This window comes from Cognatishimia sp. SS12 (assembly GCF_028369055.1).
Classification (GTDB): Bacteria; Pseudomonadota; Alphaproteobacteria; order Rhodobacterales; family Rhodobacteraceae; genus Cognatishimia.
The window spans coordinates 41,141-55,405 of the sequence record NZ_JAQNCZ010000005.1 but is presented as its reverse complement, the minus strand read 5'-3'; the positions used below and the strand labels follow the sequence as shown (position 1 = coordinate 55,405).

13 protein-coding genes and 2 riboswitches are annotated in these 14,265 nt (G+C 60.9%); of the genes, 9 read left to right on the top strand and 4 right to left on the bottom strand.

All coding sequences use genetic code 11. The features are described from left to right. The first annotated feature begins 27 nt into the window (after window positions 1-27). Genes N6L24_RS11875 through N6L24_RS11865 form a run of 3 tightly spaced genes read left to right on the top strand, consistent with a single transcriptional unit; the run spans window position 28 to window position 1,541 of the window. Window positions 28-513, top strand: coding sequence for a flavodoxin family protein (locus N6L24_RS11875; RefSeq protein ID WP_271844902.1), 486 nt, complete (start codon window positions 28-30; stop codon window positions 511-513). A gap of 14 nt (window positions 514-527) precedes the next feature. Continuing rightward, window positions 528-962, top strand: a complete 435-nt coding sequence (locus tag N6L24_RS11870) for a DUF1801 domain-containing protein (RefSeq protein ID WP_271844901.1) — start codon at window positions 528-530, stop codon at window positions 960-962. Between the two features lie 27 nt (window positions 963-989). Continuing rightward, a complete protein-coding gene (locus N6L24_RS11865; RefSeq protein WP_271844900.1) occupies window positions 990-1,541 on the top strand; it encodes a hypothetical protein in 552 nt (183 codons plus the stop codon). A gap of 37 nt (window positions 1,542-1,578) precedes the next feature. On the opposite strand, the gene N6L24_RS11860 is transcribed toward N6L24_RS11865, so the two are convergent. Further along, entirely contained in the window at window positions 1,579-1,869 is a 291-nt protein-coding gene (locus N6L24_RS11860; protein ID WP_271844899.1) for a hypothetical protein, read from the bottom strand. Between the two features lie 181 nt (window positions 1,870-2,050). Between N6L24_RS11860 and gltX the strand changes: the two genes are divergently transcribed. After that, on the top strand, window positions 2,051-3,376 hold the full coding sequence (gene gltX / locus N6L24_RS11855; protein ID WP_271844898.1) for a glutamate--tRNA ligase: 1,326 nt from the start codon (window positions 2,051-2,053) through the stop codon (window positions 3,374-3,376). 137 nt (window positions 3,377-3,513) lie between these two features. Next, the gene (locus N6L24_RS11850) at window positions 3,514-4,905 is read left to right on the top strand and encodes an MATE family efflux transporter (protein ID WP_271844897.1); all 1,392 of its coding nucleotides are present in this window, start codon (window positions 3,514-3,516) and stop codon (window positions 4,903-4,905) included. Here N6L24_RS11850 and N6L24_RS11845 read toward each other — a convergent pair. After that, entirely contained in the window at window positions 4,902-5,456 is a 555-nt protein-coding gene (locus tag N6L24_RS11845) for a gamma-glutamylcyclotransferase family protein (RefSeq protein WP_271844896.1), read from the bottom strand. The two genes, N6L24_RS11850 and N6L24_RS11845, sit on opposite strands and share 4 nt — an antisense overlap. A 134-nt stretch (window positions 5,457-5,590) precedes the next feature. Continuing rightward, a riboswitch (glycine riboswitch) is annotated at window positions 5,591-5,675 on the top strand. Continuing rightward, window positions 5,676-5,751: riboswitch (glycine riboswitch) on the top strand. Between the two features lie 74 nt (window positions 5,752-5,825). Here N6L24_RS11845 and gcvT point away from each other — a divergent pair. The 3 genes from gcvT to gcvP all read left to right on the top strand — a co-directional run bounded on the left by gcvT (window position 5,826) and on the right by gcvP (window position 10,302). Continuing rightward, complete coding sequence (gene gcvT, locus N6L24_RS11840; protein WP_271844895.1) at window positions 5,826-6,959, top strand: glycine cleavage system aminomethyltransferase GcvT; 1,134 nt, start codon at window positions 5,826-5,828, stop codon at window positions 6,957-6,959. A gap of 28 nt (window positions 6,960-6,987) precedes the next feature. Continuing rightward, window positions 6,988-7,347 carry a glycine cleavage system protein GcvH gene (gene gcvH / locus N6L24_RS11835; RefSeq protein ID WP_271844894.1) on the top strand — a complete coding sequence of 120 codons (360 nt, stop codon included), beginning with the start codon at window positions 6,988-6,990 and terminating at the stop codon, window positions 7,345-7,347. Window positions 7,348-7,452: 105 nt separating this feature from the next. Continuing rightward, window positions 7,453-10,302 carry an aminomethyl-transferring glycine dehydrogenase gene (gcvP, locus tag N6L24_RS11830; RefSeq protein WP_271844893.1) on the top strand — a complete coding sequence of 950 codons (2,850 nt, stop codon included), beginning with the start codon at window positions 7,453-7,455 and terminating at the stop codon, window positions 10,300-10,302. Window positions 10,303-10,361: 59 nt separating this feature from the next. Here the strand turns inward: gcvP and N6L24_RS11825 are convergent, their stop codons facing one another. Both N6L24_RS11825 and N6L24_RS11820 read right to left on the bottom strand, forming a co-directional pair. Then, entirely contained in the window at window positions 10,362-12,890 is a 2,529-nt protein-coding gene (locus N6L24_RS11825) for an ABC transporter permease (protein WP_271844892.1), read from the bottom strand. Continuing rightward, the gene (locus N6L24_RS11820; protein WP_271844891.1) at window positions 12,887-13,573 is read right to left on the bottom strand and encodes an ABC transporter ATP-binding protein; all 687 of its coding nucleotides are present in this window, start codon (window positions 13,571-13,573) and stop codon (window positions 12,887-12,889) included. Before N6L24_RS11820 ends, N6L24_RS11825 begins: the two co-directional genes overlap by 4 nt. An 84-nt stretch (window positions 13,574-13,657) precedes the next feature. Between N6L24_RS11820 and N6L24_RS11815 the strand changes: the two genes are divergently transcribed. Then, window positions 13,658-14,263 (top strand): arylesterase, encoded by a 606-nt coding sequence (locus N6L24_RS11815; RefSeq protein ID WP_271845197.1) that lies wholly within the window; start codon window positions 13,658-13,660, stop codon window positions 14,261-14,263. The last annotated feature ends 2 nt before the right edge of the window (window positions 14,264-14,265 follow it).

Here is a 14,265-nt window from a genome sequence, read left to right as displayed (position 1 = left end):
CGGGCCCGCGCGCGCTAGGCTGACAGCATGAGCGAGCTATTGATCATCTATCATTCGCGCACCGGCGGCAGCGCGCAAATGGCCGAGGCCGCCCGTGAAGCCGCCGCCGCTGAAGGCGCGGTGCGGTTGCTGTCTGCCGAGGCCGCGACGCCCGAGGACATGCTGGCAGCGCGCGGTTATCTCTTTTGTGGGCCGGAAAATCTGGCAGCGCTGTCTGGCGCGATGAAAGAGTTCTTTGATCGCTGTTATTATCCGCTGCTTGGGGCGATTGAGGGTCGCCCCTATGCCCAGATGATCTGCGCCGGCTCGGACGGGCAGGGCGCGGCACGGCAATTGGCGCGTATCGCCACAGGCTGGCGATTGCGCGCGGTGCAGCCGCCGCTAATTGTGAAGACCGATGCCCAAAGCCCCGAGGCGATCTTGGCCCCAAAGACATTGAGCGCCGCGCAGCTTGCCCCTTGCCGGGAGCTTGGCAGCGCGCTGGGCGCTGGGCTAAGCTTGGGTGTGTTTTAACCACGGAGTGTCCCGTGCCCAAATCTGAGAACAAAACCGTCGCCAGTGACGCCGATGTCATGGCCTTCTTGCAGGCGGTGGATCACCCGGTGCGCCGCGCCGACAGCTTGATACTGCATGATCTGTTTGCGAAGGAAAGCGGTTATCAGGCCAAGATGTGGGGGCCCTCGATCGTCGGATTCGGGCGCTATCACTATGTGTATGACAGTGGGCGCGAGGGGGATTTTCTGGCCACGGGGTTCAGCCCGCGCAAAGCCAACCTGTCGATCTATATTATGCCCGGATATCAGGATTATTCAGATATCCTGTCGCGGCTGGGCAAACATAAGCTGGGCAAAAGCTGCCTTTACGTGAATAAGCTGGCGGATATCGATCTTGAGGTGCTTGCGGAATTGATCCGCGCTGGGCTGCGGGACCTAAATGACATCTGGCCGGTTGCGCCGGCGTAACACTCAACTTGCAAAAGGACCGCTGACTTGAAGAAACGAATAGGCTTTGCCGCGCTGCTGATCGGCCTAAGTGCCACAGCCGCGCTGGCCGATGGCTGGTTTACGCACAAATTTGGTGAGCTGCGCGCTTATCACAAGGATTGGCTGACAGTCTGCGCCGACAAGGGCGCGGGGCCATGTCGCGCGGTTCAGATCAAACTTGTGCCCGGACAGGGCAGTTTTGTGGGTGAAAGCCGCCTGTCGCTGCCGCACCTTGGGGGCGCGGAGTTTGGTGTGGTTCTATACCATCGCGGGCTGGTGCCTGTGGCCGACGGGGATTTTGTCTTTGATTTTGGCGCGGCGCGGATTGTTTTGGCCCCCGGAGAATGGCAGCTGGGCGAACCCAATCTCGTGAATCTGCTGGAAACCATCCATGTGACGGACGCGGAGAAACAGGCGCAACTGATCGCATTGATGCGTTCTGAAATGCGCGTGAGCGTGTCGCATGTGGTTGAAGATGGCTTGGTCGATCACACCGACTTTTCATTGCGCGGGTCACAAGCGGCCTTGCTGGCAATCCAAGAGCTGAAAGACCGATAAATCAGGTAGCGGGGGCGCTTGCGCCCCCGGAAGTGGTTTATTTTTTCCAATCTGCGATAAGATCGAATTTCTGCGCCTGCGGCTCTGCAGTCAGAAAGTCCTTGAACTCACCCCAGAGCGCATTGACCTTTTCCATCGTGTCGTCTGTTGGCTCTTCAAGGTTGGTTGTCGACACGATATAGCCCTCGCCGGTGTCGTCGTTCATCATATTGAGAAACTGCTGCTGCCCGGGCAGGGCCATGATGCGCTCTTTGAGGGCTTCCAGTTTCTTGGTCGCCTCGGCGCGACTGCCGGGCTTCATGCGGTAGGGTGTTACTCTTGTGTACATAGTGGTCTCCTCCTCCAGAATGCTGCGCCTTCTTTGGGTGGATGGGGGTACATACCATAAATTCGGGATCATTTGTGCGAATTCTTGGCGCTGACAGGGCCAAGGCCGCAGGGCCTTGAGCGCCTTTTCTGGACAAAGCCGCGCGCATATGAGACAGAGCGCGCAACATTGGAGACTCTCTATGACCACCACCCGTTTTGCGCCGTCCCCGACGGGCTATATTCATGTTGGCAATCTGCGCACCGCGCTGATGAACTTCCTCATCGCAAAAAAGGCAGGGGGAACATTCATTCTGCGGATCGACGACACCGATCCGGAGCGCTCCAAACAGGAATATGTTGATGCCATCCAGGAGGATCTGGAATGGCTTGGCCTCACATGGGATCGGATCGAGCGTCAGTCAGAGCGGCTGGATCGCTATGTCGCCGCCGCCGATAAGCTGCGCGAGATCGGGCGGTTCTACGAATGCTTTGAGACCCCTGTAGAGCTCGACCTGAAACGCAAAAAGCAGCTGAACATGGGCAAGCCGCCGGTCTATGACCGCGCCGCGCTGGCGCTGTCAGACGACGCCAAAGCCAAACTGCGCGCAGAGCGCGGCGATGGCCATTGGCGGTTTAAGCTCGACCAAGAGCGGATCACTTGGACCGATGGCATTCTGGGGGATATTTCGATTGATGCCGCCTCGGTATCGGACCCGGTGCTGATCCGCGGGGACGGTCAGTTCCTCTATACGCTGGCCTCTGTTGTGGATGATATCGAAATGGGTGTTAGCCATGTTGTCCGTGGCTCTGACCACGTGACCAACACCGCGACCCAGATTCAGATGATCGAGGCGCTGGGCGGCACGGTGCCGACCTTTGCGCACCATTCGCTGCTCACCGGGCCACAGGGCGAAAGCCTGTCCAAACGTCTGGGCACTTTGGCGCTGCGTGATCTGCGCGCGTCCGGTGTGGAGCCTATGGCGCTCTTGTCACTGATGGCGCGGCTTGGCTCTTCGCAGCCGGTGGAACTGCGCAGCAGCCTTGATGAAATCGCCGAAGGCTTTGACATCAGCCAATTCGGTTCCGCCCCAACCAAGTTTGACGTCAATGACCTTTACCCGCTGACCGGGCGTCTGCTGGGGGAGATGCCGCTGAGCGCAGTTGCAGATGATGTGGCCGCCGCTGGCGTGCCCGCCGATCAAGCCGAGGCGTTCTGGAATGTCATTCGCGCCAATATCACAACCCGCAAAGATATCGCGCCCTGGTGGGATTTGTTTGAAAACGGCGCAGAGCCGGTGATCGATGCCGAAGATGTCGCTTTTGTCAAAGAGGCGATGGCCCTGCTGCCCGAAGGGCCGCTGGATGGCGACAGCTGGGGGGCATGGACCAAAGCGGTGAAAGAGGCGACGGGTCGCAAGGGCCGCGGCCTCTTTATGCCGCTGCGCAAAGCGCTGACCGGGCAATCGCATGGCCCGGACATGTCCGAGGTTCTGCCGCTGCTCAAGGTGATCAAAGCGCGCGGCTGAAGCAAGGTTCAACATGCCAAACTGAACAGGGCATCCCATTGGGCTGCCCTTTTTCTTTGACTTGGCGCGTGGGAATTTCAGTAATTGGCTTTTCATCCGCACTGTGATCTGCTGCGCGCCGGATCGGGGGGCACACCATGAACACGGCGAACGCGAAATTCCTACAGGGCAACCTCTTGCGCCATGTCACCGTGATGTCGCTGACCACTTCGGTTGGGCTGATGGCGGTCTTTCTGGTCGATCTGGTGGACATGCTCTTTATCTCGATGCTGGGCAAGGAAGAGCTGGCCGCCGCCGTGGGGTATTCCGGCGCGATCCTGTTTTTCACCACCTCTTTTGGCATTGGCATGTCCATCGCAGCGGGCGCATTGGTGGCGCAGGCGCTGGGGGAAGGGGATGAAGAAAAAGCCCGCCGCCGCGCGGCGTCCTCATTGCTCTATGGATTTGTTTTCGCATCTGTTTTTTCCACCATCGTCTGGCTGAACCTGCCCTATCTCGCAGGACTTATGGGCGCGAGCGGCGAAACGCTGACTCTTGCGGTGCACTATCTGCGCATTTTGATCCCCAGTTTGCCCATCCTGCTGCTGGGCATGGTCGGCGGGGCGATCCTGCGGGCCCATGGCGATGCGCGCCGCTCGATGATGTCGACCATTGCAGGCGGTGTTGCCAATGCGATCCTGGACCCGATCCTGATTTTTGGACTGGACCTTGAATTGACCGGGGCTGCGCTGGCGTCGGTGGCGGCGCGCTGCGTCATCGCGGCGGTGGCGCTTTATCCGGTCATCCGCGTGCATCGCGGTCTCAGCCGCCCGCATGTGGCGCAATTGCGCGTTGATCTCACCGCGATTTTGGCCATCGCAGGGCCGGCCATCCTCACGCAACTCGCGACGCCCATCGGCCAGGCTTATGTAACGCGCTCCATGGCGAGCTTTGGCGAGGACGCGGTGGCGGGCATGGCAGTTGTCGCGCGACTGACGCCGGTGGCCTTTGGGGCAATTTTTGCGCTCTCTGGCGCGGTTGGTCCGATCATCGGGCAGAATTTCGGCGCCGGGCAGAGCACCCGGGTGCGCGCGGCATTTCGGGATGCGTTGATATTCACGGCCTGTTGGGTGGCCCTGGCGACTGTGATCCTGTTTCTGATGCGCGCGCAGATCGTTGCGCTGTTCAACGTGGACGGCATGGCGGTGACATTGATCTTTCTGTTCTGTGGCCCATTGGCGTTGATGTTCTTTTTCAACGGGGTGATCTTTGTTTCGAACGCAGCCTTCAACAATCTGGGGCATCCGTTTTATTCGACTTTGATCAACTGGGGCCGCAATACGCTGGGCACCATCCCCTTGGTGTGGCTTGGGGCGCTTTGGTTTGGTGCGCCGGGGGTGTTGATCGGGCAGGCTTTCGGCGGCGTGATCTTTGCGGCGATTGCCTTTGTGCTGGGGCGGCGGGTCATGGCGGCGGGCGCGCGCCCGGTGAAAGACACGCCATTTGCGCGGCAGGGGCGGCTCCATGCCTTGCTGCACTTGCGGCGCTAGGGCAGAACCTTGCAGCCCAGGCGGGCAATTTCCTGATCGACCAGCGCGCGCTCCTGCGGGGTCAACCGCTGGTGACGGGGGTATTGCGGGGCGCGCCGGTCGTCGCGAATGCCTGCCTCCCAGCCACGGGTGGTGTCACAGAACCGCCGCAACCCATCGCGCCCATATTCGTTGAAAAATCCCTGAAGCACCACATCCAGATAGCTGAGAAATATGGGGTGAAGCGCGTCTGGTGCCGCGTATTTCTGCGCGCCAATCACATAGGTTGCGAGGCCGCCGTGGGGCGTGCCGCCCTCTAACAGGACACGATCATAGGCGTGCTCTCGCGCGTCCAATGCCCGCCAATCGCCCCCCGGAACCGCTGCGCGCGCACCATCAATCTCCACCCCGAGCGCGGGTTCAATTGTCAAAATGGGGCGTTGGAATGTGGCAGTCTGCCGCCACACCCGCTGCCAGCCAGACAGGGTGATGGCTGAAAAGTCGCGATAATTATGTGTGCGACGATTGACGAGGCTGCCATAGCCAAAGAAACGATCAGATTGCATCCACATATGACCGCATGTTGCGTCCTTGCTGTCAAACGGTCAGGGGCGATTTTCCACGGGTGTCGGGGGCGAAATAAATGCCGCGCTGTCGCATAAATGCTTGTGATTGTCGTATTCGCAAATTAATTTGCCTGAGAAGCTTAGGTGACTCGGGAGAACCGGACCGCCGGTGCCGAAGGAGCAACCGCCCCGGAAACTCTCAGGCAAAGGGACCGAGTTTACTGCTTCTAACTCTGGAGAGAGCCATTCAATTGGACGCCGAAGGGATAACGATCTCAGGCAAAGGGACAGAGGGGGCATTACGCGCATGGTTCATGCGTCACGTAATGCCGGACGCACGCAATCAGGCCTGCCCCGGACAACAGGGAGCAAGAGATGTCTGAGACGGGCGCACTAAAACAAACGCCGCTGCATGAGCTGCATATTGGCCTAGGGGCCAAAATGGTGCCTTTCGCGGGCTATGACATGCCGGTGCAATATCCGATGGGCGTGATGAAAGAACACCTGCACTGCCGCGCAGCGGCAGGGCTGTTTGATGTCAGCCACATGGGGCAGGTGATCTTGCGCGGGGCCTCTTATGAGGCGATTGCCAAAGCCTTTGAAACCTTGGTGCCGATGGATGTGCTTGACCTGCCGGAAGGCAAGCAGCGCTATGGGTTCTTTACCAATGACAACGGCGGCATCGAAGACGATCTGATGTTTGCCAATCGCGGTGATCATCTCTTTGTGGTGGTCAATGCCGCCTGCAAAGAGGCGGATGTAGCGCGGATGAAAGCGGCGCTTGAACCGGGCATTACCATTGAGCTGATCGAAGATCGCGCGCTGATCGCGCTGCAGGGGCCTGCGGCGGAAACTGCGCTGGCGCGCCTCAACCCGGCTGTCGCTGATATGGTTTTCATGGATGTCGCGACTGTCACGCTGTTGGGGCAAGACTGCTGGGTCTCCCGCTCGGGCTATACCGGCGAAGATGGCTATGAAATTTCCGTGCCCGCGCATGCCGCCGAAACGCTCTGCCAAGCGCTTTTGGCGATGGAAGAGGTCGCGCCGATCGGCCTTGGCGCGCGCGACAGCCTGCGCCTTGAGGCGGGGCTGTGCCTATATGGCAATGACATCACAACAGAAACTGGCCCCGTCGAAGCGGCTTTGACCTGGGCGATGCAGAAGGTGCGCCGCGCGGGCGGTGACCGTGCTGGCGGGTTCCCCGGCGCTGGTCATATTCTGGGTGCCTTGGCCGAAGGTGTGGCGCGCAAACGTGTCGGGCTGCTGCCGGAAGGGCGCGCGCCGATGCGCGATGGCACGCAGCTATTTGCCGCTGCCGAGGGCGGCGAAGCCATCGGCGAAGTGACCTCTGGCAGCTTTGGCCCCAGCATCGGTGGCCCTGTCGCCATGGGCTATGTCGGCAGCAGCTACGCCGCGCCGGGCACGCAGCTTTTCGGTGAGGTGCGCGGCAAACGCCTGCCGCTAACGGTGGCGAAAATGCCGCTGGTGCCCGCCAATTTCAAACGTTGAAAAAGATCAGGACAAACAGGAGATCCCCATGAAATTCACAGAAGAGCACGAATGGCTGCGCATCGAAGACGACGTGGTTGTTGTTGGCATCACCGAACACGCCGCAGAGCAATTGGGCGACATCGTTTTTGTTGAGCTGCCCGAGGTTGGCGGCGAAGTGACCAAGGATGATGAGGTCTGCGTGATCGAATCCGTAAAAGCGGCCTCCGATATTCTCGCGCCTCTGGATGGCGAAATCGTCGAGGTGAACGAGGCGCTGGTGGATGAGCCGGGCAAGGTCAATGATGATCCGATCGGCGATGCCTGGTTCTTTAAGATCAAGGCCGCCGACCTGAGCCAGATGGACGACTATATGGATGAAGCGGCTTACAAAACCTTCATCGGCTAACTGAGATCAACGCTGATTGTCGGGCGGTGGTTTTGACCGCCCCCGACCAGCCGCTCACCGCAAAAACTTGCCTGCCTTGCGCGGTATCTATGAAAGGGGCCTCTGATGCCTTTTGAACCGACAGATTATCTGCCGTATGATTTTGCCAACCGTCGTCATATCGGCCCATCCCCCGAAGAAATGTCCGACATGCTGGGCCTGGTTGGCGCGGCGGATCTGGACGCGCTGATTGATGACACGCTGCCAAAATCCATCCGGCAGAGCGCCAAGCTCGATTTTGGCCGCCCGCTTTCGGAACGCGAGCTGCTGCACCGTATGCGCGAGGTCGCCAAGAAAAACGACCTGAAAACCAGCCTGATCGGTCAGGGGTATCATGGGACGGTCACACCGCCGGCGATTCAGCGCAATATTCTGGAAAATCCGGCGTGGTACACGGCCTATACACCCTATCAGCCCGAAATTTCCCAAGGGCGGCTTGAGGCGCTTTTGAACTTCCAGACCATGGTCAGCGACCTGACCGGGCTGGAAATTGCCAATGCCTCGCTGCTGGATGAATCCACCGCCTGCGCCGAGGCGATGACCATGGCGCAGCGGGTGGCGAAATCCAAAGCCAAGGCGTTTTTTGTCGACCGCGATTGCCATCCGCAGAACATCGCCGTGATCCAAACCCGCGCAGCGCCGCTGGGCATTGAGGTGATCGTTGGCAACCCAGACAAACTTGAGGCCGACAAGGTGTTTGGCGCGCTGTTCCAATATCCCGGCACCTATGGCCATGTGCGCGACTTCACCCCTGAAATCGAGGCGCTGCACGCCGCCAAGGCGATTGCCATCGTGGCAGCAGATCCACTGGCGCTGACTCTGCTGAAAGAACCGGGCGCGATGGGCGCTGATATCGCGGTCGGCTCAACCCAACGCTTTGGCGTGCCACTGGGCTATGGCGGCCCGCACGCGGCCTATATGGCCACCAAAGACGCTTATAAACGCGCGATGCCCGGCCGTCTGGTTGGCGTGTCGGTCGACAGCCATGGCAACCGCGCCTACCGCCTGTCGCTGCAAACCCGCGAGCAGCATATTCGCCGCGAGAAGGCCACATCCAACGTCTGCACCGCGCAGGCCTTGTTGGCTGTGATGGCGTCGATGTACGCGGTTTTCCATGGGCCAAAGGGCCTGAAAGCCATCGCGCAGCGTATCCACCGCAAAACCGTGCGTCTGGCCAAAGGGCTGGAGGGCGGCGGCTTCCAGGTGGACCCGCAGGCGTTCTTTGACACCATCACCGTGGATGTTGGCCCGCTGCAGGATGCGGTGCTGAAATCGGCGCGCGATGAGGGCATCAACCTGCGCAAAGTGGGCGAATTCCGTGTTGGTATCTCGCTGGATGAAACCACCCGCCCGGAAACCATCGAAGGCGTCTGGCGCGCCTTTGGCATCGTGAAAACAGACAGCGATTTCACGGCCGAATACCGCGTGCCAGACAAGATGCACCGCCAGAGCGACTATCTCACCCACCCGATTTTCCACATGAACCGGGCGGAAACCGAGATGATGCGCTATATGCGCCGCTTGGCGGATCGTGATCTGGCGCTGGATCGCGCGATGATCCCGCTTGGTTCCTGCACGATGAAACTGAACGCCGCCGCAGAAATGATGCCGCTCAGCTGGCCGGAATTTGCGAACATGCATCCCTTTGCACCGGTTGAGCAGGCCGCAGGCTATGCTGAAATGGTGACGGATCTGTCTGACAAACTCTGTGTCATCACCGGCTATGACGCCATGTCGATGCAGCCAAACTCAGGCGCGCAGGGCGAATATGCCGGTCTGTTGACCATCGCGGCCTACCACCGCGCAAATGGCGAAGGCCATCGTAACATCTGCCTCATTCCGATGAGCGCCCATGGCACCAACCCGGCCTCTGCCCAGATGGTCGGCTGGAAGGTGGTGCCGGTGAAATCCGCCGCCAATGGCGACATTGATCTGGAAGATTTCCGCGCCAAGGCCGAAAAGCATGCCGCCGAGCTGGCAGGCTGCATGATCACCTATCCCTCAACCCATGGCGTGTTTGAAGAAACCGTGCATGAGGTCTGTCAAATTACCCATGATTTTGGCGGTCAGGTCTATATCGATGGGGCCAATATGAACGCCATGGTTGGCCTCAGCCGTCCGGGTGATTTGGGCGGCGACGTGAGCCATTTGAACCTGCATAAAACCTTTGCCATTCCGCATGGCGGTGGTGGCCCCGGCATGGGGCCGATTGGGGTCAAGGCGCATCTAGCACCGCATTTGCCCGGCCATCCAGAGCGTGGCGGCGACGAGGGGCCGGTGTCTGGCGCGCCCTTTGGGTCGGCGTCTATTTTGGCGATCAGCTGGGCCTATTGCCTGATGATGGGCGGTGATGGTCTGACACAGGCCACCCGCGTTGCGATCCTGAATGCCAACTACATCGCCAAGCGGCTCGAAGGGGCCTATGACGTCTTGTACAAAGGCCCGTCTGGACGTGTGGCGCATGAATGCATTCTGGACACGCGCCCCTTTGCGGAAAGCGCGGGCATCACTGTGGATGACATCGCCAAACGCCTGATCGACAACGGCTTTCATGCCCCAACCATGAGCTGGCCGGTGGCCGGCACCTTGATGGTGGAGCCAACTGAATCTGAAACCAAGGCTGAGCTGGATCGCTTTTGTGATGCCATGCTGGCGATCCGGGCGGAAATAGACGCGGTGGAAAAAGGCGATCTGGATGCGGAAAACAACCCGTTGAAAAACGCGCCACACACCATGGAAGACCTCGTGCGCGATTGGGATCGGCCCTATTCACGCGAGCAGGGCTGCTTCCCTCCGGGTGCCTTCCGCGTCGATAAATACTGGCCGCCGGTCAACCGGGTCGACAATGCCTATGGCGACCGTCATCTGATCTGCACCTGCCCACCGATGGAGGATTACGCCGAAGCGGCGGAGTAAGAAGCGCAGAAACAACAAAGCGGCCCTCAAGGTGTCTTGGGGGCCGCTTTCTTTTTGGGTTAGTCCGCCGTGCGCAATACGGGTGCCGGTCGCGCGCGCAGGGGCGTCGCGGCGAACCCCAGCCCTGCGAGCAGCGTTGCCAGAACACCGCCCAGCACGATGGCCAGCGCATTGTCCCAAATCACCGTGTAGTTGGTTTCCAGCACGAAATGGCTGACGGCCCATCCGCCGAGAATGCCCGCGCCAAGCGCGACAACGCCCGCGCCCAGCCCCAAAAGGGCGCTGCGCAGCGCGAAACTCAGCAGAATGCGCTTGCGCGTCGCCCCCAGCGTCTTGAGAATGGCGGCTTCATAGGTGCGGCTGTGCTGCCCCGCTGCTGCCGCGCCAATCAAGACCAGAAAGCCGGTCAGCAACGTCGCCGCCGCGCCATAGGCCGTGGCCGCCGCGATAGACCCAAGCACCTCGGTCACACGTTCAATTGCGTCGCGCACCCGGATCGCGGTGATGTTCGGATAGGCGTTGGAGATATCGCGTAGAATTTGCGCTTCGGCGGCCTCTTCGGCATAAACCGTGGCAATGAAAGAATGCGGCGCGCCGGCCAGCGCGGCTTCGTTCATCACCAAAACAAACCCCATTCCGGCGGTGGAAAAATCCACTTCGCGAAAGCTGGTGACAGTGCCGGTGATGTCCCGGCCCAAAATGTTGACCGTCATGCTGTCACCCAGCTTGAGGCCGATTTCAGCCGCTTCTTCGGCGGCAAAGCTGATTTGTGGCGCGCCGCTATAGTCTGCGCCCCACCATGTACCGTCGGTGATTTTTGTGGTGTCTGGAAGCGTCCCGGCGTAGCTGACGCCGCGATCTCCGCGCACGACCCAGTGGTTGCCCGCCACCTCGCGGGCAGGGCGCCCGTTGATCTGGGTGATCACGCCGCGTAGCATCGGCGCGTTTTCAACCTTGCTTACGGCCGGGTCGGTTGTGACCCGCTCCAGAAAGCCGGGCATCTGACCGGGCTGGATATCGACAAAGAAATAGCTCGGGGCCACATCCGGCAGGTCCTGCGAAATCGCCGCGCGCAGGTTGCCATCAATCTGCCCAACGGCGGCCAGCACCGACAGGCCCAGGCCCAAAGACAGCACAACCGAGGTCGCCCCTTCGCGCGGGCTTGAGATTGCCGCAAGCGCCCAGCGCAGGGAGGCCCGGTGCCGCGCACGCGGTGCGGCGCGCGCTGATATAAATCGGATCAACGCGGCGGCCAGGGTCAGCAAAACCAGCGCCCCGGCGATCCCGCCCATGGTCCACAACGTGAGCCAGAGGTTGCCGGAAAAATAGCTCGCCGCGCCGACCAGTAAGGCAATCAGCAGCCCCGTTGCGATCAAATAGCGGGCGGCTGGCAGACCGCGCGCGGCGTGCATGGCATCGCGAAACAAGGCGGCTGCCCGGATATCCTCGGTGCGCGCCAACGGCCAGAGCGTGAAAATCATCGCTGTCAGTAGGCCATAGATGGCCGCTTCAAACAGGGGGGCCGCGTGCAGCGATATCACTGCGGGCAGCGGCAGCACGGATTGCAGGACTGGGGACAGCGCCGCGGGCAGAGCAGCGCCTAAGATCAGCCCGATGCTGATACCAAGGAGGCTGAGCACGCCGATTTGAAAGAAATAGGTCAAAAAGATCGTCGCGCGATCTGCGCCCAGCGATCTGAGCGTGGCGATCACCTCGGTCTTGCTGGCCAGATAGGCGCGTATTGCCGCCGAAACCCCCACGCCGCCGACGGCCAGGCCCGACAGGCCGACCAGCACCAGGAAAGAACCAAGCCGTTCAACAAACCGGGCCACGCCGGGTGCGCCATTGCGACTGTCGCGCCAGCGCATGCCCTTGTCGCGAAAGGTTTCATTGGCGGCCTGTTTCGTGGCCTCAAGGGTCAGCCCGTCTTTCAGCAGCAGCCGATATTGTGTTTCATAAAGCGTGCCCGGGGACAGCAAGCCCGAGTTTTGCAGATCAGGCGTGGCCACCAGCGTGCGCGGCCCAAGACCAAATCCGCCGCCGGCGTTGTCCGGCTCTTCGATCAGACGGGCGGCAAGGTGAAAGTCCTGCGTGCCCAACGTGAAGATATCGCCAATTTCAAGCGCCAGCCGATCCGCCAGCAGCGGGTGCATCACCGCGCCGGGGCGACCGTCCTTGGGGGCAAACGCCTGGGCCAGCGACATGTCCGGTTCAAGCGTGACGCTCCCCACCAGCGGGTAGGCGCTATCCACAGCCTTGATTTGCGTGAGGCCGCGTTCGGTTACATCACCGCGCGTCACCACCGCCATGGAGCGAAAGTCCACAATCTCGGACACCGCAGTGGCGCTGGCTTGCATCCAGGTGCGCTCGTCTTCGTTGGCAAAGCGATAGGTGAATTCCATTTCTGCATCGCCGCCAAGCAGCTCGCTGCCCTTCGCAGAAAGCCCGGCTTCGATACTGGCGCGGACCGAACCGATGGCTGCGATGGCGGCAACGCCGAGGATCAGGCAGGCGAGAAAAATGCGAAATCCGCGCAGGCCGCCGCGCAGCTCGCGGCGCGCCAGTTTGGCAGCGGTGACGACGCTCATTCTGCTGCGGCCTTCAGGCCGTCGACTTTGCCGTCGCGCAGGCGCACCACACGGTCACAGCGATTGGCAAGCTCGTTGGAATGGGTGACAAGCACCAAGGTCGCCCCGTGCCGATCCCGCAGGCCGAACAGCAGATCCATGATGGCGGTGCCATTCGCGCCATCCAGATTGCCGGTCGGCTCATCGGCCAGCAGAATTTCCGGGCGCGGCGCTGAGGCCCGCGCAAGCGCCACGCGCTGTTGCTCGCCCCCCGACATCTGCGCTGGGTAATGGTCAGCCCGATGCGCCAGACCGACCGCTTCCAGCTCTGCCGCAGCGCGGTCAAATGCGTCTTTTTGGCCGGCCAGCTCAAGAGGCGTTGCCACATTCTCCAGGGCGGTCATGGTTGGGATCAGATGGAAGCTTTGAAAGACAATGCCCATGTGATTGCGCCGAAAGCGGGCCAAGGCATCTTCGGGCAAATTGGTAAGGTCGTTTCCAAGGGCGGTAATGCGGCCGCCCGTGGCTTGCTCCAGCCCGCCCATCAGCATCAGCAGCGAGGATTTGCCGGACCCGGACGGACCGACAAGCCCCAAAGTCTCGCCTTTTGCGACATCAAGGCTGACCCCGTGCAAGATTTCTACCGGCCCGGCGTTGCCTTTGAGCGTCAAATGCACATCTTTAAGCGAGAGGATAACTTCCATGGAGACAACCTGTTGATCAATAACTCTGTGCAATATGGGGGCTGGGGCGTCAGGGGCAAGGTGTTACCTGGCCTGATCTGCGCAATGCTGGCGACCGCAGGCTTGGCGCAGGCCGAGGAAATCACGCTTGTGGCGATGGGCGATAGTCTGACGCAGGGATATGGTCTGCCGCAGGGCGAGGGCTTTGTGCCGCAACTGGACGCTTGGCTCAAGGCGCAGGGGGCCGAGGTGAGGGTGATCAACGCAGGGGTGTCTGGCGACACCACGGCGGGCGGGCTGGCCCGGGTGAACTGGACCCTGACCGAAGAGGTCGATGCGATGATCGTGGCGCTCGGCGGCAACGACATGTTGCGCGGCGTTGACCCAGCCCATTCGCGCGACAACCTCGCGGGTATTCTCAGCGCCGCAGACGCGGCAGAGGTCGAGGTGCTGTTGGTGGGGATGCAGGCACCGGGAAATTACGGGCCCGACTATAAGGCCGCGTTTGACGGCATGTATCCTGCATTGGCCGAGGTCTATGGCACGCTCTATGCCCCGAGTTTTCTGGCCGGGCTTGGCACGCTGGACCCGGCCGAAGCGCAGGGGATGTTGCAGGCTGACGGCTTGCACCCAAATGCCAAGGGTGTCGCGAAAATCGTCGAGGCGCTCGGGCCTCAGGTGTTGGCGCTGCTGACAGCGGCGGGGGAATAACC

Bases quoted from the DNA above. Each gene is read 5' to 3' on its own strand.
- N6L24_RS11825 (WP_271844892.1), bottom strand. From the start codon at position 12,890: ATGAGCGTCGTCACCGCTGCCAAACTGGCGCGCCGCGAGCTGCGCGGC.
- gcvP (WP_271844893.1), top strand. From the start codon at position 7,453: ATGCCTTTTGAACCGACAGATTATCTGCCGTATGATTTTGCCAACCGT.
- gltX (WP_271844898.1), top strand. From the start codon at position 2,051: ATGACCACCACCCGTTTTGCGCCGTCCCCGACGGGCTATATTCATGTT.
- N6L24_RS11875 (WP_271844902.1), top strand. From the start codon at position 28: ATGAGCGAGCTATTGATCATCTATCATTCGCGCACCGGCGGCAGCGCG.
- N6L24_RS11860 (WP_271844899.1), bottom strand. From the start codon at position 1,869: ATGTACACAAGAGTAACACCCTACCGCATGAAGCCCGGCAGTCGCGCC.
- gcvT (WP_271844895.1), top strand. From the start codon at position 5,826: ATGTCTGAGACGGGCGCACTAAAACAAACGCCGCTGCATGAGCTGCAT.
- gcvH (WP_271844894.1), top strand. From the start codon at position 6,988: ATGAAATTCACAGAAGAGCACGAATGGCTGCGCATCGAAGACGACGTG.
- N6L24_RS11845 (WP_271844896.1), bottom strand. From the start codon at position 5,456: ATGTGGATGCAATCTGATCGTTTCTTTGGCTATGGCAGCCTCGTCAAT.
- N6L24_RS11850 (WP_271844897.1), top strand. From the start codon at position 3,514: ATGAACACGGCGAACGCGAAATTCCTACAGGGCAACCTCTTGCGCCAT.
- N6L24_RS11820 (WP_271844891.1), bottom strand. From the start codon at position 13,573: ATGGAAGTTATCCTCTCGCTTAAAGATGTGCATTTGACGCTCAAAGGC.
- N6L24_RS11815 (WP_271845197.1), top strand. From the start codon at position 13,658: ATGCTGGCGACCGCAGGCTTGGCGCAGGCCGAGGAAATCACGCTTGTG.